Genomic DNA, 25919 nt, shown 5'->3' with positions numbered 1-25919 from the left:
GGTGCGCAAAGCCGTGTCCGCGTCGGCTGACACCGCAAAGGTGTAACAGCATGTGTCCGTGATTGCATGCTGCCGTTTTCGCGCAGAACGTATAGAGCGCGTCCAACACGTTGCGCTGTCTTCTACCTGCCGGCGAAAAAAAGCCCCGCGAGTAGCGGGGCTTCACCACGTGCCGCGCCGGTTAGGGCATGGCAGCACCATTAATGGCAGCGCTTTTCCCAATGATGATGGACGTGCACCTTGTGGCATTCGCGGTGATGATGCTCATACGCTTGTGCGGGCGCGATGGCGCTCAGAGCGGCGACGGCAGCGGCGATGGTGAGAACAAACTTCTTCATTACAGAATCCTTAATTCGGTGTTGGGGTATTAGCGTTGAAGCACGGCGCGTGCCGCAACGGTTCGCAAGCATGCCACATTGCGCGTTCAGAGCGGAGGAACGCTGGACAAATGCGCTGGTCAATTCACAACGACGAGCGCCGCGAGCGGCCGCTGGCGGTGACTGGCGTGCGACGGCGTGAAATCGCGCAGTGGCGTGTAAAAACGACAGATCGACGCGCATGCGATGTGATGCCGGGATTGCGCGTCATGGCTTGAAGCGGCTACCCTTTCAAAACGATGACGCGCCTAAGCGCGTGATCTTCACATCGGGCAAAAAAATGGAAGACCCAGCGATGGAAGATTCCGACGAATTGCTGCTCCCGGTCTGGCGAGCGAACCTGGTGCTGTTGACCCGCGAGGTCGGTGCGGCGTCGCGCCTCGCGCGCATGATGACCTTCTCCGCGAGCTATCTGAAGCTGATGTTGTCCGGTCAGCGCGAATTCAGCGAGGAATTCGTGCGCGGGATCGAAGCGGTAACCGGATTGCCGGCTGGCTGGATGAACGCACCGCACACCGAGCATGACATACCGCCCAATGCGCGCGAGGCGATCGATAACGAACAGCCGCTCGCGCGGTTTCGCGGCACGGCGCATCCCGTGCGAAAGAAGACGGTGCTGCGGCCGCCCGAGCCGATTTTCGGCCAGCCGGGACCGGCCAAACGTGTCGAAGAAGAAATTCTCGACGCCGAAACGCATCGGCGTCAGGCACACTTTCGCAAAGTGCGTGATGTGGCGATTCAGGAAGTGCGGCGTTTCGAGCGGCATCTGAGCCATGCGCCGGTGGAACTGGCGTCCATGCGCGCCAAGGTGGAAGACGTGATCGCCGCCGCCGATCTCGACGATCCGATTCAGGCTGACCTCGCGGGACGGCTGGAGCAGATCGAAAAACATCGCCATCTTCTGCTCAGGCACGTGGAGCGGTTGCAGGCTTTACTTGGGCAACTCGGCGAAACGGAGTGATGCCCCGCGCGAGGAGGTGGCGTAGCAACGTCGCCAGCATGGCGTTCTTTCTCAGGCTGGCCTTCGGGTTGGCGCTGGGTGTGTGTCCGCTGTCCATCGCGTTCGCCGACGATAGCGCGTCCACCGCATCCGGCGACGATCGCGCACCCTCCACGATCGAGCGCGACGTTCATCTCTTCACGATCCAGAAAGACGGCTCCGTCGAGGAGCACGACGACACGGTCTTGCGCGCCAACACGACGAGCGGCGTGGACGATATCGCGCAACGCTACGTGTGGTTCAACAAGGACATCGAGCAGGTGCAGTTGCTGGCCGCCGAGACCATCGACGCGGGCGGCGTCGCGCATCCGGTCGGTCCCGAGGCGATTCGCGACGTGCAGGAGCCACGCTCCGCCGGCGCGCCGAGTTTCGAGGACGGCGTGTTGCGCACGGTGATCTTCCCGGGCGTGGAATCTGGCTCGCGCGTGCATCTGGCGTTTCGCAAGACCCGCACGAAGCCGTTGCAGGCAGGCACCTTCGCGTACCTGGTGGAGCCGACTCGCGACCCTGTCGAACTGCAACGCCTGATTTTCGACCTGCCCGCCGACGTGCCGCTTTATGCCGACGCGCGCGGCTACGTTGCCGTGCCGCCAGTCACGAAAAATGGCCGTACCCGCTACGAGTTCGACTATCAACACGGGCCGTATGCGCCGCTCGAAGCGGGCGCGGTCGGCTATGCGAACTGGGGCGACCGGTTGATGGTATCGACGGTGCCGGACTTCGCGAGTTTTGCCGCGCGATATCGCGGGCCCGCGGTCGACGCGACGATGACCGACCCGGCGATTGTCCGCCTCGCGCAAGCGTTGAGCGCCGGCACTTCCGACCCACGCGTGAAGGCGCAGTTGCTGTACGACTGGATGCGCCTGAATATCCGCTACGTGGCCTTGTTTCTCGGCGAGACGGCGGCGATCCCGCACAAGGCGATCGATATCCTGCGCAATCGCTATGGCGATTGCAAGGATCACGTCGCGCTCTATGGCGCGTTGCTGGCCGCGCTCGGCATCCGCAGCGAAGCGGTGCTCCTCAATCTCGGGCCGTACTACAGTTTGCCGGACGTGCCCGGCTACGGCGCAAGCGCCATCAATCACGCGATTATCTGGATTCCTGAGTTGTCGTTGTTCGCGGATACGACAGCCGGCGGCACGGCGTTCGGTTATCTGCCGCCGAGCGTGATGGACAGGCCGGTGTTGCTGGTGGGCGAGGGCGTCCTGTCTCGAACGCCGGCCACTCAATTGCGCGAACGCAATGCGCGCGTGCAGATCGACGTCGATGAAAGCGGGGCGGCGCACTACGCTTACCGCGTGGAAGACACGGGTTTCACGGCAGAGATCGAACGCAACACGTTTCGTCGCGCGACGCGGCAACGCACGCAGCAGATCGCCGCGAACCGTTTATTGCAGACGGGTTTGCACGGCACCGCGCAATTGCGCACAGCGGATCTCACTACGACGACGGGACCGTTTGCGACATCGATGCAAGGGAAAGTGGAGCACTTCGTCTGGACCGAGGGCACGACGGCAATACCCGCTTTGACGAGTTTCGCGGGCGGCATGGGTTCGCAGGTGCAGGCGTGGCTTGCGGAGCCTGCGAGGACTCAGCCGTGGGCGTGCATTGGCGGAGAGTTCGACGAGACGCTGGAAATGACGCTGCCGCGCTTCGTGCGAGTGACGGATTTGCCGGCGGACACAGCGGTGCAAGACCGGTTTCTGACGTTTTCATCCAGCTACGTTTTCGATCCCGTGTCGCGCCTCTTGCAGGTCAGGCGGCACCTGCGCGCCGCCTTTGGACATCAGATGTGTTCTGCCAATGAATTCGCCGAAATGCACGACGACCTGGTGAAAATCGAGCGGGATCTCGATGCCGGCCTGGTGGTCAAGGTCGCCGATTCGAAGAACCGGTAGCAATGGCGCCGGCACGGGGGGCAAAAAGCGGGACACCGCCCCGAAACCCGTGCCGGAACCTGTCTTAGCTTCCGCTCTTCGTTACGATCGGCACCCAGGCCCCACTCTTGACCTGGTACAGCGTCGACGCGCCGCTCTTCAGCGCGCCAGTGCCATCGAAGGAAATCTTGCCGGTCACGCCTTCGAAATCGATCGCCTTCAGCACGGGCCGGTAGTCGTTCGGCGAGCTGGATTTGGCCTGCTGCATGGCCTTGATCGCGGCCCATGCGCCGTCATAGCCGAACGGTGCGTAGGACAGGATATCCACGCCGAAACGCTTCTTGAACTTCGCCGAGAAATCCTTGCCGCCTGGCAGTTGCGCGAGGGGGCGTCCGTATTCCCAGGCCATCACGCCTTCAGCCGAATCGCCGGCGAGCTTGATGAAGTCCTGATCCATCACGCCGCCGCCGCCCACCAATTGCGCGGTCATGTTCAACTGCTTCATGCGCTTCGCAAAGCCGGCGGCCTGCGTGTCCAGTCCGCCGAAGAAAATCAGATCGGCGTTGGTCGATTTGAGCTTGGTGATCTGCGTGCTGAAGTCGACCGCTTTATTGTCGGTGTACTCACGCGCGACAATGCTGCCGCCGTGCGCTTTCACTGCTTTCTCGAACTCGTCGGCCTCGCCCTGGCCGAACGCGGTCCGGTCGTCGATGATCGCGATGCGTTTGGCCTTGGTCACTTCCACGGCATACACGCCTGCGTTGCCGGCGTTTTGCGCGTCGGTGGAAATCACCATGAAGGTGTTCGCGAAGCCGCGTCCCGTGATCACCGGATTCGTGGCGGCCGGGTCGATCACCGGAATGCCGGACTGCTCGTAGATCTGCGAGGCCGGAATTGTCGTGCCGGAGTTGAAGTGGCCCACCACGACGGAAACGCCCGAGTCGACCAGCTTCTGGGCGGCCTGCACGCCGATGCGCGGGTCGGCCTGGTCGTCTTGGGAGACGATCTGGAATTGCGCGACCTTGTCGCCGATCTTGATCTTCTGCGCGTTGGCTTCCTCGATCGCGAGCCGGACGCCGTTCTCCAGGTCCTTGCCGTAGCCGGCGTTGGCGCCCGTCAGCGGCGCGGCAAAACCGATCTTCACCGGCAGATCATCGGCGAACGTGGCCGGCGGCGCGACGGCGAAGATAGCGCCAACTAACAGGGCGAGCGGTTTCAGCGTGTTGCGAAGACTCATGGTCTCTCCTTCCATCGACAGTTTCAGGTTGTGAAAGCGGCAAGGCAGTAACGCTGGATCGACGCGCGAGCGTGGACGTCTCACGGCGCGCATCGAGAGACTACGGATGATCCGGCGCCATAAACAATAGTGGAATACGCCCAGAGGACGCCCCCTTCGAGGCGCCTGAAGGAAGTCCCTTAGGGGGCTTCCCGAACCCATTCCTTTTGCCGGCGCACAGTCGCGTTCATCCGTGCGTCAATCTGGCCCGAATATAGAAAGCCAATTTACTGTCGTCTTGGCAGTTCAAGGCGTTTTGAATGAGCATTTCGGCACAGCGGGCACAGCGCATTCGCTGATAGCGTGTGGATTCCGTCGCGAGGGTGCGGATTGCGGCACATGCTTAAGAGACCGGCGCGAATGCGCCGGCCGGGTGTCCGCGGCGCAGCGGCGGGAATGAACCCGCAGGCATGCGCCGCAGAGAGTGTCTTGCGAACTAAAGCGGGACGCTCAATGCTCGCCCTGCTGGCGCAACAACTCTTCACGCAGACGCAGAAGCGGCGCCTTGGTGTCGTCGTCGGCCCATGTGTCGAGATCGTCGATTGCGCGCTGGCAACCGTCGAGCACGAGGTCGAGGTCCACCGGCACGCCGTTGTTCAGCGCGAATTCGATGGTCTCGGCGAATTGCTGGCATTCGTCTTCGCCGTAGGAGATGTCGAGATTGTCGGCGATGACTTCGGCGATGTTGCTGCGCGCCTTGTCGTCCGCCGTGACCATATCGACGATGCCGCGCGCCACGGCCGGCGAATAGTAGAGCGCAATGTCGAGCCATTGCGCGGGATCGAAGTCGGCCTGGTCGAACTGATTCTCGAAGAATTCGATCGCTTCCTGTTCGTGTGCTTCGTCAGCGTCGACGCTGATGCACAACTGCTCAAAATATTCTTCCCGCTCACTGCGGATATAACCGTCCATCGATGCCTCGTCTGCTGAATGCCGGATGCCTGAAAATGCGACGCGGGCGGGCAGGTGCCTCGTCCACGCGGCACGCATTATAGGACGGGTGGCCGAGGCCGAGCCCAACGAGCCGCGTCGCGTTCCGCGCACGACACGTCAAACGGGTGACTCACGCTACTTACGCCGTCTCCGCCACCCACGCATCGAACCACTCGCGCGGCTGCGCGATTTCATTCTGCGCGGCCACCAGTTCGAGTTCGTAACGCCCGGCCTGCCAGGTCGCCTTCACCACCGCATTCACGGCGGCGAGCGTGTGCTCGAAGGCGGCGCGGATCGAATCGCCGAGCAGCGTACGCGCGACGAACACCGCGCTCGTCAGATCGCCCACGCCCACCGGCTGCCGTGCGAACGGATAGAGCGGGCGCTGTCCCATCCACGCTTCGCGTTCAGTGACGACCAGCATGTTGAAGCGGTCGGCGAGGCTGTTGCGATCGAGCAGGTGTTTAACCAGGATCAGCTTCGGCCCGCGAGCGATGATCTCGCGGCATGCGGTGACGGCTTCTTCCAGCGTCTCGATCTCGCGGCCCACCAGACGTTGCAGTTCGGTGTGGTTCGGCGCCATCGCGTCGGCGAACTCGGGCATCGTGCGCACGAGAAACTCCTGGATGCCCGGCTCGACCTTGCAGCCGCTCGCGGCACCCATCACCGGATCGCAGAAGTACCACGCGCGAGGATTGGCGGCCTTCACGGACTTGACGATTTCCAGCACCGACTGGGCCTGCTCGGGCGTGCCCAGATAGCCGGACAGCACGGCGTCGCAACGCGGCAGCATGCCGATCGCGCCGATGCCGTCGACCAGATCCTCCATTTCCGAGGCGTCGATCGCGCCACCGGTCCAATGTCCGTATTGCGTGTGGTTGGAAAACTGTACTGTGTTGAGCGGCCAGACATTGACGCCGAGCCGACGCATCGGAAACACGGCCGCGCTGTTGCCGGCGTGTCCGAAGACGACATGTGACTGGATGCTCAGAACGTTTTTCGTCATGGTATGGCCCGCGCGAACGGATAGGCGCGATCAAAGAAAACGGGAAGGTTGCGCCGCGGTGGCGATCCGTCGGGTGCGGGACGCCTCATGCGGCAGGACTGCTTCAGATGATGCGGGAAATCGGCATACTGTGCATCGTCAGGCAACAATACATGAGTTTGCCGCGCGCGAGTTGATCCGTCCCCGTGTTGTTGCGTCGAACCATCAAACGCGCGGGCGGCGAGGGCGGCCGTGAGCCAAACTCAAGCGAACCTCAAGCCAACCTCAAGCAAACCTCAAGCCAACCTCAAGCCAACCTCAAGCCAACCTCAAGCCCTCACACGAGCTCACGATACAGCGCCAGATAGCGCTCCGCCGAGGCGCCCCAGCCGAAGTCCTGGCGCATTGCGCGCCGCTGCGTCGCTTTCCATTCGGTGCGGCGTCCATACAGGGCGAACGCGCGGCGGATCGCGGCGCCGATCCCCTTCAGCTCGAAGCGTTCGAACACGAAGCCGGTGGCGAGGTCGTCGGCGAGATTTTCGAGGGATGCGTCCACCACCGTGTCCGCCAGGCCGCCCACGCAATGCACGAGCGGCAGCGAGCCATAAGCCAGCGCATACAGCTGGGTCAGTCCGCAAGGCTCGAAGCGCGACGGCACCGCGATCACGTCGCTGCCCGCGACGATGGTGTGCGCGAGCGTCTCGTCGAATCCCAGTTCCACCGCCACCGATTCCGGATGCGCCTGCGCGGCCCGCTTCAAGCCGTTTTCCAACGCCGGGTCGCCGGTGCCGAAGACGACCAGTTGCCCGCCGTGCCGGATAATTTCAGGCACTGCCTCGAGCAGCAGATCGAGGCCTTTCTGTTCGGTCAGGCGGCTCACCACGCCGAACAGCAATGCGTCGCTTTTCTGCGCAAGGCCGAAGCGCTTTTGCAGCGCCTCCTTGCAGGTCAGTTTGCCGGCGAGGCGCGTGGCGCTGTAATGGTTTTCGAGCAGCGCGTCGCTGGCGGGATTCCAGACTGAGTAGTCGACGCCGTTCAGAATGCCGCTCAGATCGTGCGAGCGATGGCGCAGCAGCGCGTCCAGTCCGCCGCCCTGGGCGAGCGTCTGGATTTCGCGCGCGTAGGTCGGGCTGACCGTGGTGATGCGGTCGCTGTAGTAGAGGCCTGCCTTGAGAAACGACAGTTGCCCGTAAAACTCCACGCCGTGCATGCTGAAGTAATCGGCCGGCAGCCCTAATTGACCGAACTGATGAGCGGGAAACACGCCTTGATAGGCGAGGTTGTGCACCGTGAAGACGCTGCGCGCGAAAGATCGGCCGTGCTGGCGCTCCGCCGCTTTCAGATAGGCGGGTGCGAGCCCCGCATGCCAGTCGTGCGCGTGGACGATTTGCGGTGACCACGTGGGGTCCAACTGCTGGGCGAGCTGCGCGGCGACCCAGCCGAGCAGCGCGAAACGCTGGGCGTTGTCGCCGTAGGGCACGTGCTCGTCATTGAGATAGGGATTGCCGGGACGGTCGTACAGCGTGTCCGCGCGGATCACGTAGACGACCAGGCCGTTCGACGCCAGCGTGCCCCGCTCGAGCGTGACGCCCGGTGCGTCGAACCGGCGGCCCAGTTGCGCGACCGGCGCGAGATCGGCCAAACCGGCGAGCACTGCCGGGAAGCCGGGCAACAGCACCCGCACGTCCGCGCCGCGCTCGATCAGCGCGGGCGGCAACGCGCCCGCGACGTCGGCGAGACCGCCCGTTTTGAGGAGGGGATACAGTTCGCTTGCGACGTGCAGGGCGCGAATCGTCATAGGCTCCGTCTCTATCCTGTGTGAATGCGGGTTGAGTCTGACACCAGCACCGGCCTTACTTCACCGTCTGCCGTAACGCTTCCGGCGTGACCAGCACGACGCCGTCGTCGGTTCGGTAAAAGCGCTCGGCGTCGCTTACCGGATCTTCGCCGATCACCGTGCCGTCCGGTATGGCGCAGCCGCGGTCTATCACCACTTTCTGCAATCGGCAACTCGCGCCGACGGTGACCTGCGGCAACAAGACTGCCTCATTGATGTTACAGAATGAACTCACTTTCACATTCGACGAGAGCACCGAGCGCGAAATCTGCGAGCCCGAGATCACACAGCCGCCGCACACGATCAGATTGTTGCCCGAGCCTTGCAGCCCCTTCAGGTCGCGCACGAACTTGGCGGGCGGCAACTGCTCCTGGTAAGTCCAGATCGGCCAGGTGCGATCGTAGAGATCGAGTGTCGGGATGGTGGAGGCGAGGTCGAGATTGGCGGCCCAGTAGGCGTCGATCGTGCCGACGTCGCGCCAGTACGGTTCCACGTTCGGGTCCGACGACACGCACGACATGCTGAACGGATGCGCGATCGCCGTGCCTTGCGTGACCACGCGCGGCAGGATGTCCTTGCCGAAGTCGTGATCGGTGTCGATGGAGGAAATGTTCTCTTCGAGCAGCGAATACAGGTAATCCGCGCTGAACACGTAGATGCCCATACTGGCGAGCGCCGTGTCCGGGCGGCCCGGAATGGCCGGCGGGTCGGCGGGCTTTTCCACGAAGCCGGTCACCCGGCGGTTTTCGTCGACGTGCATCACGCCGAACGCCACGGCGTCCATGCGCGGCACCTCGATGCAGCCGACCGTGCAATCCGCGCCGCTCTCCGCGTGGTCGGCGATCATGCGCGTGTAGTCCATCTTGTAGATATGGTCGCCCGCCAGCACCACCACGTATTTCGGCCGGATCGAACGGATGATGTCGAGGTTCTGGAACACCGCGTCCGCGGTGCCGCGATACCAGTGCGCGCCTTCCACCCGTTGTTGCGCGGGCCACAGGTCGATGAACTCGCCGAATTCGCCGCGCAGGAAGCTCCAGCCGCGCTGCAGATGGCGCAACAGCGAGTGCGCCTTGTACTGCGTGACGACCGCGATGCGCCGAATGCCGGAGTTCAGGCAGTTGGAGAGGGCGAAGTCGATGATCCGGTACTTGCCGCCGAAGTGCACGGCCGGCTTGACGCGTTTGTTGGTAAGCGGGCCGAGCCGCGTGCCCCGTCCGCCCGCGAGGACGATGGCGAGGGTGGTGCGCTGCAGATCGTTCAGCCGTGCCGGAGTATCCATGTCTGTCTCCTTTGTCGACCGGGCCTGGCGCTTTGCAGGGGACCCGGGTAGCACGCTTGCGCGCGAACGCTGGTCGACAGCTAAAGCACCTGCTCCGGTCCCATGCAAGATGGTTGCTGGTTAGTATGCCCCGGATGCTTGGGTCGCTTGCTCCCCCGATGATTCGTTCTGCCAGGCGGCTCCGTCTTCGCGGGCCCGTCTGCTAGTTCTAGCACTGATTTGCCGTGGGCGAATAGTCTGAATTGTGCCGACGCCGCTCACGCGCCCACCTTGCGCACGATCGCCCCTTGCATCCCGGCGATCCGTGCGCCACGACACATAGAGCGCAAGGTGAGCCGCCGCAATATGCGTGCCACGCCCGCCCGAGGCGCCATGAGCTCGCGCTGGCGGCGGCAGGGTCGGGCGGGGCGTCGTAGAATCGTCCGCTCCCGGCCGCTGGTTGGGGCGCCGGCCTGGCCGTGCGCCTGTCTCGCAGGCTTCCGTTGCTTTTCCTTTGTAAAAAACCTCGATGAGTTTTCGCCGCCTTTCCTTGCTCGCCACAGTGGGCGTTTGCACGCTAGCTTGCGCCTGCGGGTCCGCCGTTTTCGCTGCTTCTGACGCCACGCCGGCGAACGCCGCCACCGCGCAGACCACGGACAGTCAGGCCAGTGCGGCCGCTGTGGTCGCCACTAACGCCACTAACGCCACTAATGCCGGCAGCACCGGCGGCGATGCCGGGCCGGCTTACGGCCCCGAGTTGCAGGGCTTCGACTACCCGGCGCCCGTCGGCCAGTACGACTTCACCTCGCAAGGTTTGGCGCTGCACATGGCCTACATGGACATCAAACCGGCGCATGCGAATGGCCGCACAGCGGTGTTGCTGCACGGCAAGAATTTCTGCGCAGCGACGTGGGAGGCGACCATTCATCAACTGAGCGACGCGGGTTATCGGGTGATCGCGCCGGACCAGATCGGCTTTTGCAAATCGAGCAAGCCCGAGCACTATCAATACAGCTTTCAACAGCTCGCGCGGAACACGCACGCGCTGCTGCAATCCCTCGGCGTGACCGACGCGACCGTCATCGGGCACTCCACGGGCGGCATGCTGGCGATCCGCTACGCGCTGATGTATCCGCACGAGACGCAGCAACTGGTACTGGTCAATCCGATCGGTCTGGAGGACTGGAAGGCGAAGGGCGTGCCCTCGCTCTCCGTGGACCAATGGTATGAGCGCGAGCTGAAGACCACCGCCGACGGCATTCGCCGCTACGAGCAGACCACCTATTACGCCGGGCAGTGGCGCGCGAATTACGAGCCGTGGGTGCAGATGCTGGCGGGCATGTACCGCGGTCCTGGCAAACAGATCGTGGCGTGGAATTCCGCGCTGCTGTACGACATGATTTGCACGCAGCCGGTGGTGTACGAGTTGGGACAATTGAGCATGCCGACGCTGTTGCTGATCGGCCAGAAGGACACCACCGCGATCGGCAAGGACGCGGCGCCACCCGAGGTGCGGGCGAAGATCGGCCATTATCCGGAACTGGGTAAAGCGGCGGCGAAGGCGATTCAGCACGCGACGCTGGTCGAATTCGCGGAGTTGGGGCACGCGCCGCAGATGCAGGATCCGAAGGCGTTTCACAGGGCCTTGCTGGCGGGTCTGGCGGCGGTGCCGACGAATCGGTAGGCATCCAAACGGCTTTCCGTGCCGTCACGGTGCTCCTAAGTCGCGGCGGTCCGCTCGATCAGGGTTTGGCTGAGTATACCGGCGTATCTCCGTCACCACCGGACGGTCCGGCCGCGATAATCGAGATATTCCAGGCCGGGACGGCCCTGCTTGGCCAGCAGTACATTGACGACCCCGGGCACGCTTTCTTCGATCGACAGTCTTCCCTCCGGTCCACCCAGGTCGGTGCGCACCCAGCCCGGTGCCATTAGCAGCATGGCGCGGGGCGTTCGAGCCTGGCGCGCAGCAAAGCAGCGCATGAACTGATTCACCGCCGCCTTGCTGCCGCGATAGACCTCTCGCTGACCGGACTCGTTGTCCGCGATGCTGCCTTGCCCGGACGACATGACCCCGATCAGTCCGGTGGGCGGGACAAGATCGGCAAGGCGCTCCACCACCCGCATCGGGCTGAGTGCATTGGCAACCATGAGGTTGACGAAATCCCCGGTCGATACCTCGCCGATAGTTTCGGTTGGATCCGGATTGGTCGTGCCGGCGTTGACGAACAGAATGTCGAACGTCCGGTCGGACAAGCGCGAGTGCAGGGCGTCGATCTCATCCGGCCGGGTGATGTCCAGCGTCTCGATCTCGACCCTGTCCGGATGCGCATCGGCCAGGGCGTGCAGCAGGGTCCGGCCGCTGCCGGCGCGGACGGTGCCCATGACGTTCCATTCCTTCTTCAGAAACTCGGCCGCCATCGCATGGCCAAGGCCGCGCGAGGCGCCGATGAGCAGAATCGTGGGACTGTGAGCCGGGTCGCGTGCTTGGGGCATGAGCTTTCCTTCTTCGTCGGGTGATGCAGTGAATTCTGGGGGATCGCTCCACCTTTGCACCAGACGCTCCGCCTACAATCCACGATTGCGTCAAACGCCATACCTGACCAGCTTGGGCTATGCTGGAGGGATGTCACGCGTCGACCTCAACCTCCTGACCGCGCTGAATGCGCTGCTGACCGAGCGCAGCATTACGGGCGCGGCGCGGCGACTGAACCTGAGCGTCTCCGCCATGAGTCGCACGCTCACGCGTCTGCGTGCGGCCACGGGCGACCGCCTGCTGCTGCAGGCCGGCCGCACGCTGGTGCTCACACCTTACGCGGAGCAGTTGAGCCAGCGTCTTCCCGGCCTGACCCGCGAAGCGCAGGCTTTACTGAGCCCCGCCGACCATACATTCGAAGTCGCCACCCTGGAGCAAAGCTTCACGCTGCGAGCGGGGGAAGGCTTCATCGATCTGCTCGGCGCACCCTTGATGAAGAGGATCCACCGCACAGCGCCTGGCGTGCGGCTTTGCTTCACGCCCAAGCCTGACTGGGACGCGCAGCCACTACGCGAAGGCACGGTTGATCTCGAGATCGGCACTGTCAGGACCACGGCGCCCGAGATCCGTACACGCCTTCTGTTCCGCGACCGATACGTGGGCGTGTGCCGACTCGGCCATCCCCTCATGAGCGGCACCGGCATCAGTGCGGAGCACTGGACTACGTGCGGCCATGTGGCGACCTCGCGTATCAAAGATGGAGTCAGCCCGGTGGACGCGGCCTTGGAGGCACCGGGCCTGCGCCGGAAGGTGGTGATGGTGGTGCCGTCCTATACGAGTGCCATGCAACTAGCCCGCCACTCGGACCTGCTCGCCGTCATTCCGCATTCCTGCCTCGGCAACCCGTTCACGCCTGATCATGCCGCCGCAAACGGGCTTCAGGGCTTCGAGCTGCCTGTGCTGACACCCGCTTTCGACGTCTCGGCGATCTGGCATCCGCGCCTCGACCGGGATCCGGCCCATCGGTGGCTGCGCGCTGAGGTGCTCGACTTGTGCCTGGCGGCGTATCCGCGAGAGCCGAACGCGGCAGACTCGCTGCAATCAATTCGCTAGTACTGTTGCACGCTTCGCGGCTGTGCGTCATTCGCTCGTTGTGATTGGCGACGCGACAGTTCCGTATGGCGCTCTCCCGTCAATGCGCATAGGTGGCCGTGTTCTGTTTTCCGACTCCAGAACCTCAACCTCATTCACGCCCACTTCAGCAGTGGTTCGCGGTCGATGCAATCCACGAGGAACGCCATGACAGCCTTGATAGCTCGCGCGCGTCGCAGGTCGGGGTAGGTTACCAGCCACAGTGCTGTTTCCGGAGGCCCGCCTTCGACGTCGAGCCTGACGAGTTCAGCGTCGCGTTCGCCGAGCAACGTTGGCAAAACGGCGACGCCAACACCGTTGCGTGCGGCCATCTGCTGGGCGATCACATCGCTTGTTTCGAAAACGATTGGCCTGCCATCCACAAATCGTCGCAGCCATGTTTGATGCTTCACGTGATTCAGCGACGCATCGTAAGCTATGAATGACCACTGCGCGGCGGGCCGGCTCGCATAGGCACGGCTCGCATACAAGCCAAAGCGAATCATGCCGATCCGGCGCGTCAAGAGGCTCGGCTCTTCTGGCTTCACCATGCGAATCGCTATATCCGCGATGCCCCGGTCGAGTGCTGCGATGTCTGGCGTGTTCGCCATGACAATCTTTAAAGACGGATGCGCCTCGTGAAATGTCTGCATGTACTGCGCGACGCAAAAGTTGCCGACTGTGGGCGGAACGCTTATCCGCACCACGCCAGACAATGCCGACTTCGCCCGTAGCGCAAACGACTCGATGGCCTGTGCGCTTTCGGAGATCGTGGCGGCAAGCTCGGCGACGACCAGTCCATCTTCGGTCAACCGAATGCTTCGGGGTAGCCGATGAACGAGCTTCAATCCAAGTGTCGCTTCCAGTGACGCAATGCGACGCCCGACCGTTGCGTGTTCAACCGACAGCTCAGTCGCTGCCTTGGAGAGCGACCCGGCGCGCGCGAGCTCATGAAAGTAGCGCAGATCTTGCCAGTCGAACATGGTGAATTTTTTCCCAGAGGCTGTGAACGAACAGGGAATACCGCTGCGGCAGCGGATGAGTCTAATCTAGTTCGCAGACAGGTACCCCGCGAAGATTCGGATCACTCTGGAGAATGACGTGCTGTATGAACTGACTACCCTTTCGTCTCACATCCTCAAAGTGCCTCAGGTCATTGCGAACGCGCAGACATACCTCCATCAGCGTGTAGCGCTCGGCCGTTGGCTTGGCACCTGGACCTCGGAAAACGGAACGCTCGGAAGCGTGCGCATGCTGCGAAGATTCGAAGACGCGGAGGAACTCGCACGTGAGAGAAGGCGCGCGCTGCATCACGACGACCCTTTCGGGGCAGCCACGAGCGAGTGCGCAATCGAGATGGAAAGCTACGCCGCCTTTCCTTTTCTTCCCCCGGTAGAGCCGGGGGCCTTCGGCAAATACTATGAGTTTCGGACTTACTGGTTGCGGCCGGGTGGACTCGTGCCGACGATGAAAGCATGGGAATCCGCAATGCCCGAACGTTCGAAGCGCTCGCGCTTAACGGTCAACATGTACGCGCTCGATGGCGCGCCACGCATCACTCATATCTGGCCTTGGGAGAGTCTGGACGAGCGCATTGCGATTCGCGCCAAGTCGTACGCCGATGGTATCTGGCCACCGAAAGGTGGCCCGGAGCAATTTTCCGAAGCGACCTCGACGATCTGGATACCTGCAAACAATTCTCCGCTTCGATGAGTTTGACTATACGAGGAGCGCTTAGGACGATGTTTGGACAGAGCAGCGGCGCCGCGCAACCGGACTTCGCCGGCAGGCAGCCCTTGAATCACCAAGGGTTTGTACCTATTCCGGCAACTGTCAATTGTTCTACAAGAGCTTAATCACAAGCCGCCTCCGGCCTAGACTGAAAGCACTGAAACGCAAACGGGTGTTTGCGGAAAATCAAGTCTTGGAGGTAAGGATCATGAAACTTGTTCAATCACTGGTTGTGGCCGCCGCTCTCGCTATTCCGGCTGTATCGTCTTTCGCTCAATCGAATGAAGCGGCTCCGCCGGTCAATTCTCTGTCGGGAACCCATCAACATCTGCATTCGCTCCGTAACGATGTTTCTCGCTTGGGGCACAAAATCCAAGGCTCAATTCGTCCGGATGCAAACCATGGGATGAAGCCGATTTACTTCGGTTCGTAAATCACCGGTGTCGAATGCTGCAGGCCACTGTTGTCGTTCTTGCTTTAGGCCGTGAGCATTCTGTAGTTGCAATGGATCGAAGCGCGCAGGTCAATCTGCGCGTTTTTTGCTTTTTCGAGAACCCTCCTACTGTGCCTGCATTTAGCCGCGAGCGATGTCTGCTTCGGGGTCGACTTCTATCGACCGCCTCGGGCAGTGACCGGTCATCGACGGCCGTTGGGCCGCGTCTTCATACGGACGTTCGAATGGCGCCTTCGCTGGGTTAACGAACCTTTGCACGTCGAAGTTGTCCGGCGCGTCGTAGAACGGCCAGCGGGCCGATCATCAGGGGGCGCGCGATCCGGGGCGCACCTTCGATCGCCCACCCTCAGCCGGCCAGCGACTCAAGATTAGCGCTACATATCTAACGGCCTTGAAGGTGAATTACCTCCCGAAGCTGGTTTTGGTCAGCTTCACGCCGCCGTGACGGAAGCCTTCGATCTCACCACCGCGTGGAAACGGGAGTGAGTACCCTTATTCTGTACAGCGAAGGTTGATGCACGCTGACGCTCACATTACATTGATGTTACGTGCGCTTCGCCTTCAGGAATGACAGGGCGGCCCAGGAAGCAATCGTTCAGGTTTCGAGGGGCGAAGCGCTGCAACGGGGCGACATGGGCCGGTTGCAAAAGGCCGCGCTCGGGCAGAGACGACCGGTCACTGACGCTCGTACAGGCGGCGCAATGACCGGATACTGGCGGAAGATTCAGCGTTTTTGGAGGGCTGTGTCGCCCGTGCGTGTCACTGTGCTGACGCTGCTTGCAATGGTCGCGTTTGCAGCGAATTCGTTGCTATGCCGGCTGGCCCTCAAGGGCACCGGCATCGATGCAGCGAGTTTTACGTCGATCCGTATCGCGTCGGGCGCCCTCTCGCTCTCGATGATAGTGCGGCTCCGGGGCGGCAGGCTGGGCGGCGCCGGAAGTCAGAGCGCGGTGGACGAGAAGAATACTAAGAACGGAGGCAGTTTGCGGACGGTCGAATACCGCTTTTCCACCATCTGGCGCATCGACGCGCCAGTGGAGGAAGTTTGGGCGGCAATCCAGGATTCTGCGCGCTGGCCTGAGTGGTGGCGTAGCGTCGAGCGCGTGGAACAGCTTCAGGCAGGCTCCGAGCAGGGCGTGGGCCTTGTACAACGCTATACATGGAAAGGCCGCTTGCCGTATCGCCTCGTGTTCGATATGCGGGTGACGCGCGTCGACCCATTAGTCGCGCTGGAGGGAAAAGCCAGTGGCGACGTCGACGGCGCCGGCAGGTGGAGCTTTTCGACCGACGGACGCAACCATACGAAGGTCCGCTATGACTGGTGTGTGCGCACGAACCGCGCGTGGATGAATGCATTGGCACCGTTGTTGCGGCCCGCTTTTCAATGGAACCACGACGCCGTGATGCGCGAAGGCGGCGCAGCGCTAGCGCGGAGGCTGGACGCACGGCTGCTTGGTATCGAACATGGATGAAGCCAGCGCGGCGCAGACTGAATGCGCTGCGCCGTTTCGCCTTTACCTCGATGGCGTCTCCTGGCATCGATGCAAATGATGTGCTTCAGACGGTCGGGCGGAACGGAATCTGAAGCTGGGCGCCGCCAGATGACGATCGACCCATCGGTCGCTGTTCGGCCAGCAGCAGCCCCTCGCCGTTGCCATTGCCGTTATGCGGGCATTCACACGAGCGTTTCACATCTGACACCCGATGCTCACGCTGCATCCGTGCGACGCCTTTACGTCCCGGCCGCCAACTCCTCACGCACTTGCGCGCCGATGTCGAAGGAACGCAGCCGCGCCTTGTGATCGTAGATCTGCGCGGTGAGCATCAACTCGTCCGCACCGGTTTGATCGATGATCGACTTCAACGCTTCGCGCACCGTATCGCGATCGCCCAGTGCCGTGCAGGCGAGCGAGTGCGCCACGTTATTCAATTCCATCTCCGAGGCCTCGAGCCGCTCGACCGGCGGCTGCAACTGACCCGGCGTGCCGCGCCGCAGATTGATGAACTGCTGCTGCAGCGAGGTGAAAAGACGTTGCGCTTCTTCGTTGGTATCCGCGGCGAACAGATTGACACCGACCATCGCATACGGTTTCTCCAGCGCGGCCGACGGACGGAATTGCGCGCGATACACCTGCAACGCGGTCAGCATGTAATCCGGCGCGAAATGCGACGCGAACGCGAACGGCAGGCCGAGCGCCGCGGCGAGTTGAGCGCTGAAGAGCGACGAGCCGAGCAGCCACAGCGGCACGTTCAGCCCCGCGCCCGGCACCGCGCGAATGCGCTGGCCCGGCACGGGGTCGGCGAAATAACGCTGCAATTCGACCACATCGTCAGGGAACGAGTCCGCGCTGTTTTGCAGATCGCGGCGTAGCGCGCGAGCGGTGCTCTGATCGGTGCCGGGCGCGCGGCCGAGGCCCAGATCGATCCGGCCGGGGTACAGCGAGGCAAGCGTGCCGAACTGTTCCGCGATGACGAGCGGCGCATGGTTCGGCAGCATGATGCCGCCCGAGCCGACGCGAATTTTTTTGGTGCCGCCCGCCACGTAGCCGATCACCACCGAGGTCGCCGCACTGGCAATGCCTGTCATGTTGTGATGTTCCGCCAGCCAGAAACGCTGGTAGTTCCAGTTTTCCGCATGCTGGGCGAGGTCGAGCGTATTCCTGAACGCGTCCGCCGGCGTGGCGCCCGCGGTAACCGGCGAGAGGTCGAGGACCGAGAAGGGGATCATTGTCTGTTCACTTGTTGTTTCCGGCGCTTTCGCGCGATGGGGCATTCTCGCAAAGGTTCCGCTTTTCTGCTGACGGTGCCGCGATGTCCACATTCACGAAAGGGGGTTTGCTCGCGCGCGGCGCGAGGCAGGCGAGACGCGTCGATCGAAGCCCGCACCGTTACATGCAAATCCGATATAGATATGGCCGATCAATATTTAACATGCGCATGCCGCGCTGCTACCTTAAACGCCTCGAAGCGAACCATGCATCCGGCCAGCCGCGTCACCGTCCCGCCGGGCAGCAACCATTCAGGGAGACACGCACGTGTCCATCGAATTCATCGGCATGATCCAGACCCGCAAGGTGTCCGAAACGCACGCGGCGCAAGGACCGGTCGTCGACATCGACTATGTCGAACAGTTTGCGCGCGCGCACGAGGCCGCCGGCTTCGACCGCGTTCTCGTGCCGCATCATTCCACGAGTCCCGATGCGCTGTTGACGGTCGCGCACGCGGCGAGCGTGACCAGCAAGGTGCACTTCATGCTCGCGCATCGGCCGGGTTTTGTCGCGCCGACGCTCGCCGCGCGTCAACTGGCGACGCTCGACCACTATTCGGGCGGCCGGCTCGCGGTTCACATCATCTCGGGTGGCGACGACGCCGAGCAGCGCCGCGACGGCGACTTCCTGTCGCACGACGAACGCTACGCCCGCACCGACGAGTACCTGCATATCCTGCGGCGCATCTGGACCGAGGCCAAACCCTTCGATCACAACGGCCAGTACTACCGCTTCAAGCAGGGCTTCTCCGAAGTGAAGCCTGTGCAGCAGCCGCATATTCCAGTGTATTTCGGCGGCGCGTCGGCGCCCGCGCTCGAAATCGCCGGCCGTCACGCGGATGTCTATGCGCTGTGGGGTGAGTCCAAGGCGCAGGTGCGCGAGCAGGTCGCGCGAGTGCGCGCGGAAGCCGCGAAGCACGGCCGCACGGTGCGATTCTCGGTGTCGTTCCGGCCCATTCTCGCGGCCACCGAAGCGGCGGCCTGGGAGCGCGCGGAACACATCCTCGAAGAAACAAGGCGGCTGCGCGCGGCGCAGGGGATTGGCCGGGGCGGTCCGGCGCAAAGCGAAGGCGCGCGGCGGTTGCTTGCGGCATCGGGCGACTCGGATCGTGTGGACGAGCGCTTGTGGACCGGCGTCGCGAAGGAAATCGGCGGCCGCTCGAATTCGACGGCTCTCGTCGGCACGCCGGAACAGGTGGCCGATACGCTCGCCGAGTATTACGCGCTCGGTGTGTCGACGTTCCTCGTGCGCGGCTTCGATCCGTTGGAAGACGCTATCGACTACGGCCGTGAACTGATTCCCGCCACGCGTGAACGAATTGCGCGCGTCGAGCGCGTGGCGGCGTGAACGGAGGCGCGATGACCGATCTTTCTCTCACCGTTGCCACCAAGACCGCCGAGGAGCCGCCGGCAATCCAGCGTCACGCGCCGCTGCGCAAATTCTGGTTCGACGAGGTTGCGCCGCGCGAGAGCCTCGCAGCGGAACGCCGCTACCGGCAGGAGCGGCTCGCCGTCGCGTTCCGGCTGTTTGCGCGCTACGGTTTCGATCAGGGGCTCGCCGGTCATATCACCGCGCGCGATCCGGAGTGGCCCGATCACTTCTGGGTGAATCCGTTTGGCAAGCATTTCAGCCGCATTCGTGTGTCGGATTTACTGCTCGTAAACGCCGAGGGCGAGATCGTGGTCGGCGAGGGCCCGGTGAATCAGGCCGCGTTCGCGATTCACGCGGCGATTCACGAAGCGCGCCCCGACGTGGTATCGGCGGCCCACACGCATTCGCTGTATGGCAAGGCGTGGTCGTCGCTCGGCCGCACGCTCGATCCGCTGACGCAGGACTCGTGCGCGTTCTATCAGGACCACGCGTTGTTCGACGATTTTCGCGGCGTCGTGCTCGATACCGATGAGGGTGCGCGCATTGCCGCCGCGCTCGGCGAGCGCAAGGCGGTGATTCTGAAGAATCACGGCATTCTCACGGCCGGTCCGAGCGTGGAAGCCGCGGCGTGGTGGTATATCGCGCTCGACAACGCGTGCCACGCGCAACTGCTCGCTGAAGCCGCGGGCACGCCGCAAGCGATTCCACACGACATCGCCACGCTCACGCATGAGCAGGTCGGCCGCGCGGGCGGCGCGCTGTTCGCGTTCCAGAGCCTGCTGGAAGGACTGGTCGAGCACGAACCCGAGGTGCTCACCTGAACCTTTCGCGATGCGCGCTCGCAGCATGTCTGCGGCACTGGCAAAGGGCTGAAATGATCAGACTACTTGATGTCGATTTTTTGCGTCACGACCCACACGACGGGATCGGACATTGAGCACTCTGCCGAACTGGCTTCGCTTGACGTGATGACCTCAATTGCGTGTCCGGTTTGTTCGTAAAAGGTGATGTCGTAGACATCGCGCCAAAGGTCTTTGCCGATTTTTTCCGAGGCGATCCGCACTGCCTTGGTTTTCGAGTCGTCAATTTTGACCGGATCCGTGATACCGACGTTTTTCAGAATGAGCGGCGTTATATTTTTTGGCCAACTCGCGCATTGCGAAGGCGAGCCGGCGAAACACAGGGCAGGGGCCGTCAGCATGGCCACAATGGCGGCGGCCCTCACAGGGTCACCGCGATCGTGTGGTCGCCGCTTTCCCAGATGCACCGGCGCGTGACGATATTGACGATCACGCAGCCGTCGGACGCAGCGCCCGGATGAGCGGTGCTGTCGCCGTGAATCATGAAGCCTGAGCGGCGGTAGGTAACAGTGCCAGGTAAAGGTGTGAGTCGCATTGCGTAAGGACCGGCATGTGGATGAGTAAATGGCGCGCCGATCGTCCAGGTTCCTCGCGGAATGGGTCCGATCATGGCCTCATTTTGTCGCGACGGGTTATTTTTTCCTCGCCCGCGTCCGCTATATCCGACTCCGGCAAGAGTGCCGTCGTGCTCGATTCGACCGGTGTTCTGACGGTAGATCCAAGGCATTCGTTCACCTCATTGGCATGTAAGGATCGAGATATTACTGACTCCGGTGTCTCAAAATCGAATTGGTATGCAGGTTGGGAATAAACATGTGTCGCTCATTTGTTTGAGCAATTTCCCGCTACGTGTCGGCTGGGGGCTGATCGGCGTACTGCGTGGCGCGGAAATTGCGCAGGGGTACCGTGTCACCGCCGACGGCGCGCTAGAGGAAGAGGGTGCGGCAAAACGGCTCGATGCCGGCGCGGTGGATGCGGTGTCGCCGAGCATTGGCGATATCCATCGCGTGAGTAACGCTTTTGGTGACCGTACGTCGATCAGCATTCACGTGTACGGTGCAAATATCGGCGCGGTGAAACGGTCCGTCTATCCGGGCGGCGCCGCCCGCAAGCTGTTTATTTCCGGCTACGCAAACGACGTGTTGCCGAATATCTGGAATGTAGCGAAGGAGTCTCCGATCTCATGAGTTTCGTTCAGCCATTTCGTACCCGATCATTCGAAGATGTGCGCTACGCACTGCTCGAGCACGAGGAAATCGCGCTCGTGGACGTGCGCGAGGAAGATCCGCACGCCCGCAGTCATCCGCTGTTTGCAGCGAATCTGCCGCTTTCGCGGCTCGAACTCGACGCGCCGGTGCGTTTGCCGCGCCAGGCCGTGCCGATTGTGGTGTTCGACGCCGGTGAAGGGCTCGCCGAACGCGCCGCGCGCCGTTTGACCGAGTTGGGTTATACCGACGTCGCCCTGCTTGAAGGCGGTTTGCAAGGCTGGCGCGAGGCCGGCGGCGAGTTGTTCCAGGACGTCAACGTGCCGAGCAAGGCATTTGGCGAACTGGTGGAAAGCGAGCGCCATACGCCGTCGCTCGCCGCGCCGCAAGTGCAGGCGCTGCTCGACCATGAAGCCGACGTGGTGGTGCTCGACGCCCGCCGCTTCGACGAATATCACACCATGAATATTCCCGGCAGCGTCAGCGTGCCGGGCGCCGAACTGGTGCTGCGCGCCCGCCAGCTCGCGCCGGATCCGGCTACGCGGATCATCGTCAATTGCGCGGGGCGCACGCGCAGCATTATCGGCGCGCAGTCGCTGATCAATGCGGGCGTGCCGAATCCGGTCGCGGCGCTGCGCAATGGCACGATCGGCTGGACGCTGGCCGGGCAGGCGCTTGCGCACGGCAGTTCGCGCCGCTTCGAGCCGATCGTCGACGATAAGGTGCGTCTGGCCGCCGCCGACTCCGCGCGCGCGGTGGCGGATCGCGCGAGGGTGGGCCGCACCTCACGCGACGAAGCGCGCCGCTGGGCCGGCGAAGCCGTGCGCACCGTGTATCGCTTCGACGTGCGCACGCCGGAAGAATACGAAGCGGGTCACGTGCCCGGTTTTCGTAGCGCGCCGGGCGGCCAGCTCGTGCAGGAAACCGATATGTTCGCGCCGGTGCGCGGCGCGCGCGTGATCCTTGCGGATAACGACGGCGTGCGTGCCAACATGACCGCGTCGTGGCTCGCGCAGATGAATGTCGACGTGTATGTCGTCGATGGTTTGACGGCCGCCGACTTCGGCGAAAAAGGCGCGGCGCCCACGGCCCGTCATGCGCCCACGCCGCCCGATGCCGACGAAATTGCCGCGGCTGAACTCGTCACGCTGTTGCAATCGCCGGGCACGGCGGTGCTCGACTTCACTACCAGCGCCAATTACGTGAAGCGGCATATTCCCGGCGCGTGGTTCGTGATTCGCGGCGAACTGGAAAAGGCGCTGCTCAAGCTTCCCGATGCGCAGCGCTACGTGGTGACCTGCGGAAGTAGTCTGCTCGCGCGTTTTGCGGCGCCTGACGTCGCGGCATTGACCGGCAAGCCGGTGCAGGTGCTAAGCGGCGGCACGGCGGCGTGGATCGAGGCCGGCTTGCCCGTCGAGAGCGGCGAGACGCGACTGGCGTCGCCGCGTATCGATCGCTACCGGCGTCCTTATGAGGGCACGGATAACGCGCGCGAGACGATGAATGCGTATCTGGAGTGGGAATATGGTCTTGTCGCGCAGCTTGGGCGCGATGGTACGCATGGGTTCTGCGTGATCTGAGCGGCTGGCTTGCAGCGAGTGCTCGAAGTGTTCGCAACGCTCGCAGCAGCAGTCGAGTCAGATAATCGAAACAGCAGGGCGCAGCGCGCGTTTCAGGCCGCGCGCTGCGCGCGCGCTTCCTTGAACTGCCGCTCGATCGCGGCGCCGAAGCGCTCCACAGGCTGCTGCAATTTGCCGAGCACGCGCGGCTGCACGAGCCAGATGTCGATGAGTGGCTTGAAGTCGCTGATCGAGACGAGATCGAGCGCATTCGCATGAGCGCTTGCCTGCAGGAGCGGCAGCGGCACGAGACCGAGGCCGTTGCCGTCGGCGACGAGCTGCAATTGCAACTCGGTGCCGGGCGTTTCCAGGTTCAGCTTGAGAGCGAGCCCGAGGCCGGTGAGTGCGCGCTGCAAACCATCGCGGAATCCGCAGCCGTCCGGATTCAACACCCAACCGATCGACTGGCATTCCGTCAGCGTGTGCGCACGTTTTTTCAGCAGGCCTTTCTGCGCGACGACGGCCAGTTTGATGCGGCCAAGCGAGCGGGCCGATAGCGCCACGTCGAAGGTCTTGTTGCTGGGCAGCAGGATCGCGGCGGCGTCGAGTTCGCCCTGTTCGACGCGTTGCAGCAACTGGCCGCCCCAACCGGTCGAGGCACGCGCCTGCAGGCCGGGATAGTCCCCTTTCAGGCCGCGTATCGCTTCGCTGAGCGCGATATCGGCGATCGTTTGCGCGACGCCGAGGCGCAGCGTGCCGACCGGCGGCGTGTCGGCGGCGACGATCTCGCGCAGCACGTCGAGTTCGCGCTGGATCACACGGCATTGCTCATAGACGATGCGTCCCGTGGCCGTTGCCTTCAGCGGCCGCGTATTACGGTCGAGCAATTCGACGCCGAGCGCTTCTTCGAAATTTTGCAGACGGCGCGTGATGGCCGGTTGCGTGAGGCCGAGCGAGAGCGCCGCCTGCTGCAGCGACTCACAGCGAATCACGGTTACGTAGGCGTCGATTTCGTCGATCTTCATGGTGGGCGGTGACCAATGATGGTGCAAAAGAATGCGCTCGATCATACTCGTATCGTGCGCGCTCACCGCTTGTAGCCGAAGAAAATTCGCATATTTGCTTAGCAGAATAATGCGTTTGTCTTATACAAAGGTGTGCCTTATCGTCGTTGCAAATCCACTCCATGCGACGATTTACGCGCTGCCATGACGACTTCCCGTTTTTCCTTCGCAATCCGATCTGTTATGCAACGCGTAAGGTTGCTGCCGGCTGGCGCTGCCGCGCTTGCGGTGTCAGCGTCGCTATGCGCCGCGCCATCTTATGCGGCCGATGTTTCTGTGCTCAAAGTCGGCGATCAGTCCTTGCAAACGCGCGGCATTCTCGAAGCGTCCGGCCAGTTGAAAGACCTGCCGTACAAGATCGAATGGTTCAACTTTCCGGCCGCGCAGCCGCTCGGCGAAGCGTTGAATGCGGGCGCGGTCGACGTCGGCGGTCTCGGCGATGCGCCGCTGGTGTTCGCCCTTGCCGCGGGTGCGCGGGTGAGAGCGGTCGCGGCGACACGCTCGACGCCGCTGGATCTGGCGATCGTGGTCGGCGCGCATTCGCCGCTGAACGACGCCGCGAGTCTGAAGGGCAAACGCATTGCCACGACGCGCGGCTCGATCGGCCACTACCTCGCGCTCGCCGCGTTGAAGAAGGCCAACGTGCCGCTCGCCGACGTCACCTTCGTGTTCCTCGCGCCGGCCGACGCGAAAGCGGCGCTCGCCTCGGGCAGCGTCGACGCCTGGTCGGTGTGGGACCCGTACACCGCGCTCGGCGAAGCGCGCGATCACGACCGCATCATCGCCAACGGCGTGGGCCTCTCGGAAGGTCTCAGCTATCAGGTGGCGACAGAACGCGCGATCGCCGACAAGCGCACGCAGCTCGCCGACTTTTTGCGGCGCGTAGCGATCGGCCAGCGCTGGGCGCTCTCGCATCCCGACGAGGTCGCGGCGATGCAGTCGCGCGTCACGGGTTTGCCGACCGATGTGCTGAAGACCGTCTATCAGCGCGGCCAGGTGCATCCGGTGGCGATCGACGACAGCGTCGTGGCCGCGCAGCAGCGCACGGCGGACACCTACGAAGCGGCCAATGTGATCCGCGCGCATCTGGACGTGCGGCCGAGCTTCGACCGCAGTTTCCCTTTGCCTTGATGCGGTCGACAGGCATTTGCGCATGAATGCCCGTGATTGCCGACAGCGCCGAGACACGGCGTCATCCGCTCGATAGCGAGATGCATTCGACGCTTGCTGGCGCAACTCGCGGACGAGTTCGCCGCAAGCGTCGCGCACCTCGACCGCAAGGCTGAATTCCCGCACGCCAATCTCGCGCGCTGCGCGTGCGCGGTCGGCATTCCTATGAAAGCGCTGCCACTCAAGGCAAATCATCTGCCGATTCGGTGTAAACGCGCTCTCGTCTAAATCCGCCAATCCGTTTAGATTAGCTGCACTTGGAAGGCTTATCGAGGGACCAGGGCGGCCAGTCAAGCAGCGGTTTGCCATTCCGGCGATGGCGCGAGGTGAGCAGCCAAGGTTGCTCACCGCTTCGTCCGGGACCAGACCGCTGCGCGTCGTCCGTGGCGCTTCGTTTTTAGTCGGCCGGACGGCCGATTTTACTTTCCCGGTCGACCGTATCGACCGACCCGGCGACGCTTTGCACAGCGTCGCCTTTTTGCTTGTGGCCACCGTTTTCGCGCGCGATTTTCGCGTGTGGCCCGCGCGTCGCCCGTACGGCCGGAGCCTCACCTTCGCGTGGCCTTCCGCCGTCGCCGACT

General features: G+C 63.1%; 23 protein-coding genes and 1 pseudogene. 12 read left to right on the top strand and 12 right to left on the bottom strand.

Annotated elements, in window-relative coordinates:
- Positions 1-200: 200 nt before the first annotated feature.
- On the bottom strand, positions 201-338 hold the full coding sequence (locus tag P0D71_RS25265) for a hypothetical protein (RefSeq protein ID WP_177204991.1): 138 nt from the start codon (positions 336-338) through the stop codon (positions 201-203).
- A gap of 334 nt (positions 339-672) precedes the next feature.
- Here P0D71_RS25265 and P0D71_RS25260 point away from each other — a divergent pair, with 334 nt between their 5' ends.
- The gene (locus tag P0D71_RS25260) at positions 673-1338 is read left to right on the top strand and encodes a hypothetical protein (RefSeq protein ID WP_408186209.1); all 666 of its coding nucleotides are present in this window, start codon (positions 673-675) and stop codon (positions 1336-1338) included.
- Positions 1339-1376: 38 nt separating this feature from the next.
- Positions 1377-3278, top strand: a complete 1902-nt coding sequence (locus P0D71_RS25255) for a DUF3857 domain-containing transglutaminase family protein (RefSeq protein ID WP_408482658.1) — start codon at positions 1377-1379, stop codon at positions 3276-3278.
- 64 nt (positions 3279-3342) lie between these two features.
- Here the strand turns inward: P0D71_RS25255 and P0D71_RS25250 are convergent, their stop codons facing one another.
- The 5 genes from P0D71_RS25250 to glgC all read right to left on the bottom strand — a co-directional run bounded on the left by P0D71_RS25250 (position 3343) and on the right by glgC (position 9570).
- On the bottom strand, positions 3343-4494 hold the full coding sequence (locus tag P0D71_RS25250) for a branched-chain amino acid ABC transporter substrate-binding protein (protein WP_091795092.1): 1152 nt from the start codon (positions 4492-4494) through the stop codon (positions 3343-3345).
- 489 nt (positions 4495-4983) lie between these two features.
- Positions 4984-5445, bottom strand: a complete 462-nt coding sequence (locus P0D71_RS25245) for a hypothetical protein (protein WP_091795089.1) — start codon at positions 5443-5445, stop codon at positions 4984-4986.
- 160 nt (positions 5446-5605) lie between these two features.
- Complete coding sequence (gene pdxY / locus P0D71_RS25240) at positions 5606-6472, bottom strand: pyridoxal kinase PdxY (RefSeq protein WP_091795086.1); 867 nt, start codon at positions 6470-6472, stop codon at positions 5606-5608.
- A 316-nt stretch (positions 6473-6788) separates the two neighbouring features.
- On the bottom strand, positions 6789-8249 hold the full coding sequence (gene glgA / locus P0D71_RS25235) for a glycogen synthase GlgA (RefSeq protein ID WP_408186207.1): 1461 nt from the start codon (positions 8247-8249) through the stop codon (positions 6789-6791).
- A gap of 55 nt (positions 8250-8304) precedes the next feature.
- On the bottom strand, positions 8305-9570 hold the full coding sequence (glgC, locus tag P0D71_RS25230; RefSeq protein ID WP_091795080.1) for a glucose-1-phosphate adenylyltransferase: 1266 nt from the start codon (positions 9568-9570) through the stop codon (positions 8305-8307).
- Positions 9571-10078: 508 nt separating this feature from the next.
- On the opposite strand from glgC, the gene P0D71_RS25225 reads away from it, so the two are divergent.
- Positions 10079-11233 carry an alpha/beta fold hydrolase gene (locus tag P0D71_RS25225; RefSeq protein ID WP_408482656.1) on the top strand — a complete coding sequence of 385 codons (1155 nt, stop codon included), beginning with the start codon at positions 10079-10081 and terminating at the stop codon, positions 11231-11233.
- Positions 11234-11325: 92 nt separating this feature from the next.
- On the opposite strand, the gene P0D71_RS25220 is transcribed toward P0D71_RS25225, so the two are convergent.
- On the bottom strand, positions 11326-12045 hold the full coding sequence (locus P0D71_RS25220; protein WP_408482654.1) for an SDR family NAD(P)-dependent oxidoreductase: 720 nt from the start codon (positions 12043-12045) through the stop codon (positions 11326-11328).
- A gap of 130 nt (positions 12046-12175) precedes the next feature.
- Here P0D71_RS25220 and P0D71_RS25215 point away from each other — a divergent pair, with 130 nt between their 5' ends.
- On the top strand, positions 12176-13138 hold the full coding sequence (locus P0D71_RS25215) for a LysR family transcriptional regulator (protein WP_408482653.1): 963 nt from the start codon (positions 12176-12178) through the stop codon (positions 13136-13138).
- A gap of 134 nt (positions 13139-13272) precedes the next feature.
- Here the strand turns inward: P0D71_RS25215 and P0D71_RS25210 are convergent, their stop codons facing one another.
- A complete protein-coding gene (locus tag P0D71_RS25210; protein WP_408482651.1) occupies positions 13273-14139 on the bottom strand; it encodes a LysR family transcriptional regulator in 867 nt (288 codons plus the stop codon).
- 118 nt (positions 14140-14257) lie between these two features.
- On the opposite strand from P0D71_RS25210, the gene P0D71_RS25205 reads away from it, so the two are divergent.
- The 3 genes from P0D71_RS25205 (at position 14258) to P0D71_RS25195 (ending at position 16813) form a co-directional block, all read left to right on the top strand.
- Positions 14258-14869, top strand: coding sequence for an NIPSNAP family protein (locus P0D71_RS25205; protein ID WP_091795067.1), 612 nt, complete (start codon positions 14258-14260; stop codon positions 14867-14869).
- Between the two features lie 226 nt (positions 14870-15095).
- Positions 15096-15320, top strand: a complete 225-nt coding sequence (locus P0D71_RS25200; RefSeq protein ID WP_408186202.1) for a hypothetical protein — start codon at positions 15096-15098, stop codon at positions 15318-15320.
- Positions 15321-16324: 1004 nt separating this feature from the next.
- Positions 16325-16813 (top strand): SRPBCC family protein, encoded by a 489-nt coding sequence (locus tag P0D71_RS25195; RefSeq protein ID WP_408482681.1) that lies wholly within the window; start codon positions 16325-16327, stop codon positions 16811-16813.
- A gap of 260 nt (positions 16814-17073) precedes the next feature.
- Here P0D71_RS25195 and P0D71_RS25190 read toward each other — a convergent pair whose 3' ends face one another.
- Positions 17074-18069 (bottom strand): LLM class flavin-dependent oxidoreductase, encoded by a 996-nt coding sequence (locus P0D71_RS25190; protein WP_408482649.1) that lies wholly within the window; start codon positions 18067-18069, stop codon positions 17074-17076.
- Between the two features lie 307 nt (positions 18070-18376).
- Here P0D71_RS25190 and P0D71_RS25185 point away from each other — a divergent pair, with 307 nt between their 5' ends.
- Together P0D71_RS25185 and P0D71_RS25180 are read left to right on the top strand one after the other, a co-directional pair.
- Entirely contained in the window at positions 18377-19456 is a 1080-nt protein-coding gene (locus P0D71_RS25185; RefSeq protein WP_408482647.1) for an LLM class flavin-dependent oxidoreductase, read from the top strand.
- A gap of 11 nt (positions 19457-19467) precedes the next feature.
- Positions 19468-20301, top strand: coding sequence for a class II aldolase/adducin family protein (locus tag P0D71_RS25180; RefSeq protein ID WP_408482646.1), 834 nt, complete (start codon positions 19468-19470; stop codon positions 20299-20301).
- Positions 20302-20363: 62 nt separating this feature from the next.
- On the opposite strand, the gene P0D71_RS25175 is transcribed toward P0D71_RS25180, so the two are convergent.
- Both P0D71_RS25175 and P0D71_RS25170 read right to left on the bottom strand, forming a co-directional pair.
- Complete coding sequence (locus tag P0D71_RS25175; RefSeq protein ID WP_286161952.1) at positions 20364-20705, bottom strand: hypothetical protein; 342 nt, start codon at positions 20703-20705, stop codon at positions 20364-20366.
- Positions 20702-21067: a tlde1 domain-containing protein gene (locus P0D71_RS25170; protein ID WP_091795055.1), complete on the bottom strand. Its 366-nt coding sequence runs from the start codon at positions 21065-21067 to the stop codon at positions 20702-20704. Before P0D71_RS25170 ends, P0D71_RS25175 begins: the two co-directional genes overlap by 4 nt.
- A gap of 130 nt (positions 21068-21197) precedes the next feature.
- Here P0D71_RS25170 and P0D71_RS25165 point away from each other — a divergent pair.
- Positions 21198-21527: pseudogene (locus P0D71_RS25165) on the top strand (cysteine dioxygenase family protein); the annotation flags it as partial.
- Positions 21524-23125, top strand: coding sequence for a rhodanese-related sulfurtransferase (locus P0D71_RS25160; RefSeq protein ID WP_408482644.1), 1602 nt, complete (start codon positions 21524-21526; stop codon positions 23123-23125). The pseudogene P0D71_RS25165 and the gene P0D71_RS25160, both read left to right, overlap by 4 nt.
- 92 nt (positions 23126-23217) lie before the next feature.
- Here the strand turns inward: P0D71_RS25160 and P0D71_RS25155 are convergent, their stop codons facing one another.
- Positions 23218-24129 carry a LysR family transcriptional regulator gene (locus P0D71_RS25155; protein ID WP_408297014.1) on the bottom strand — a complete coding sequence of 304 codons (912 nt, stop codon included), beginning with the start codon at positions 24127-24129 and terminating at the stop codon, positions 23218-23220.
- Between the two features lie 222 nt (positions 24130-24351).
- Between P0D71_RS25155 and P0D71_RS25150 the strand changes: the two genes are divergently transcribed.
- Positions 24352-25299, top strand: a complete 948-nt coding sequence (locus P0D71_RS25150) for an ABC transporter substrate-binding protein (protein WP_408482642.1) — start codon at positions 24352-24354, stop codon at positions 25297-25299.
- The last annotated feature ends 620 nt before the right edge of the window (positions 25300-25919 follow it).

This window comes from Paraburkholderia sp. RL17-383-BIF-A (assembly GCF_046028015.1).
In the GTDB taxonomy this organism is placed as follows: Bacteria; Pseudomonadota; Gammaproteobacteria; order Burkholderiales; family Burkholderiaceae; genus Paraburkholderia.
This window is presented reverse-complemented; position numbering and strand designations above follow the sequence as displayed.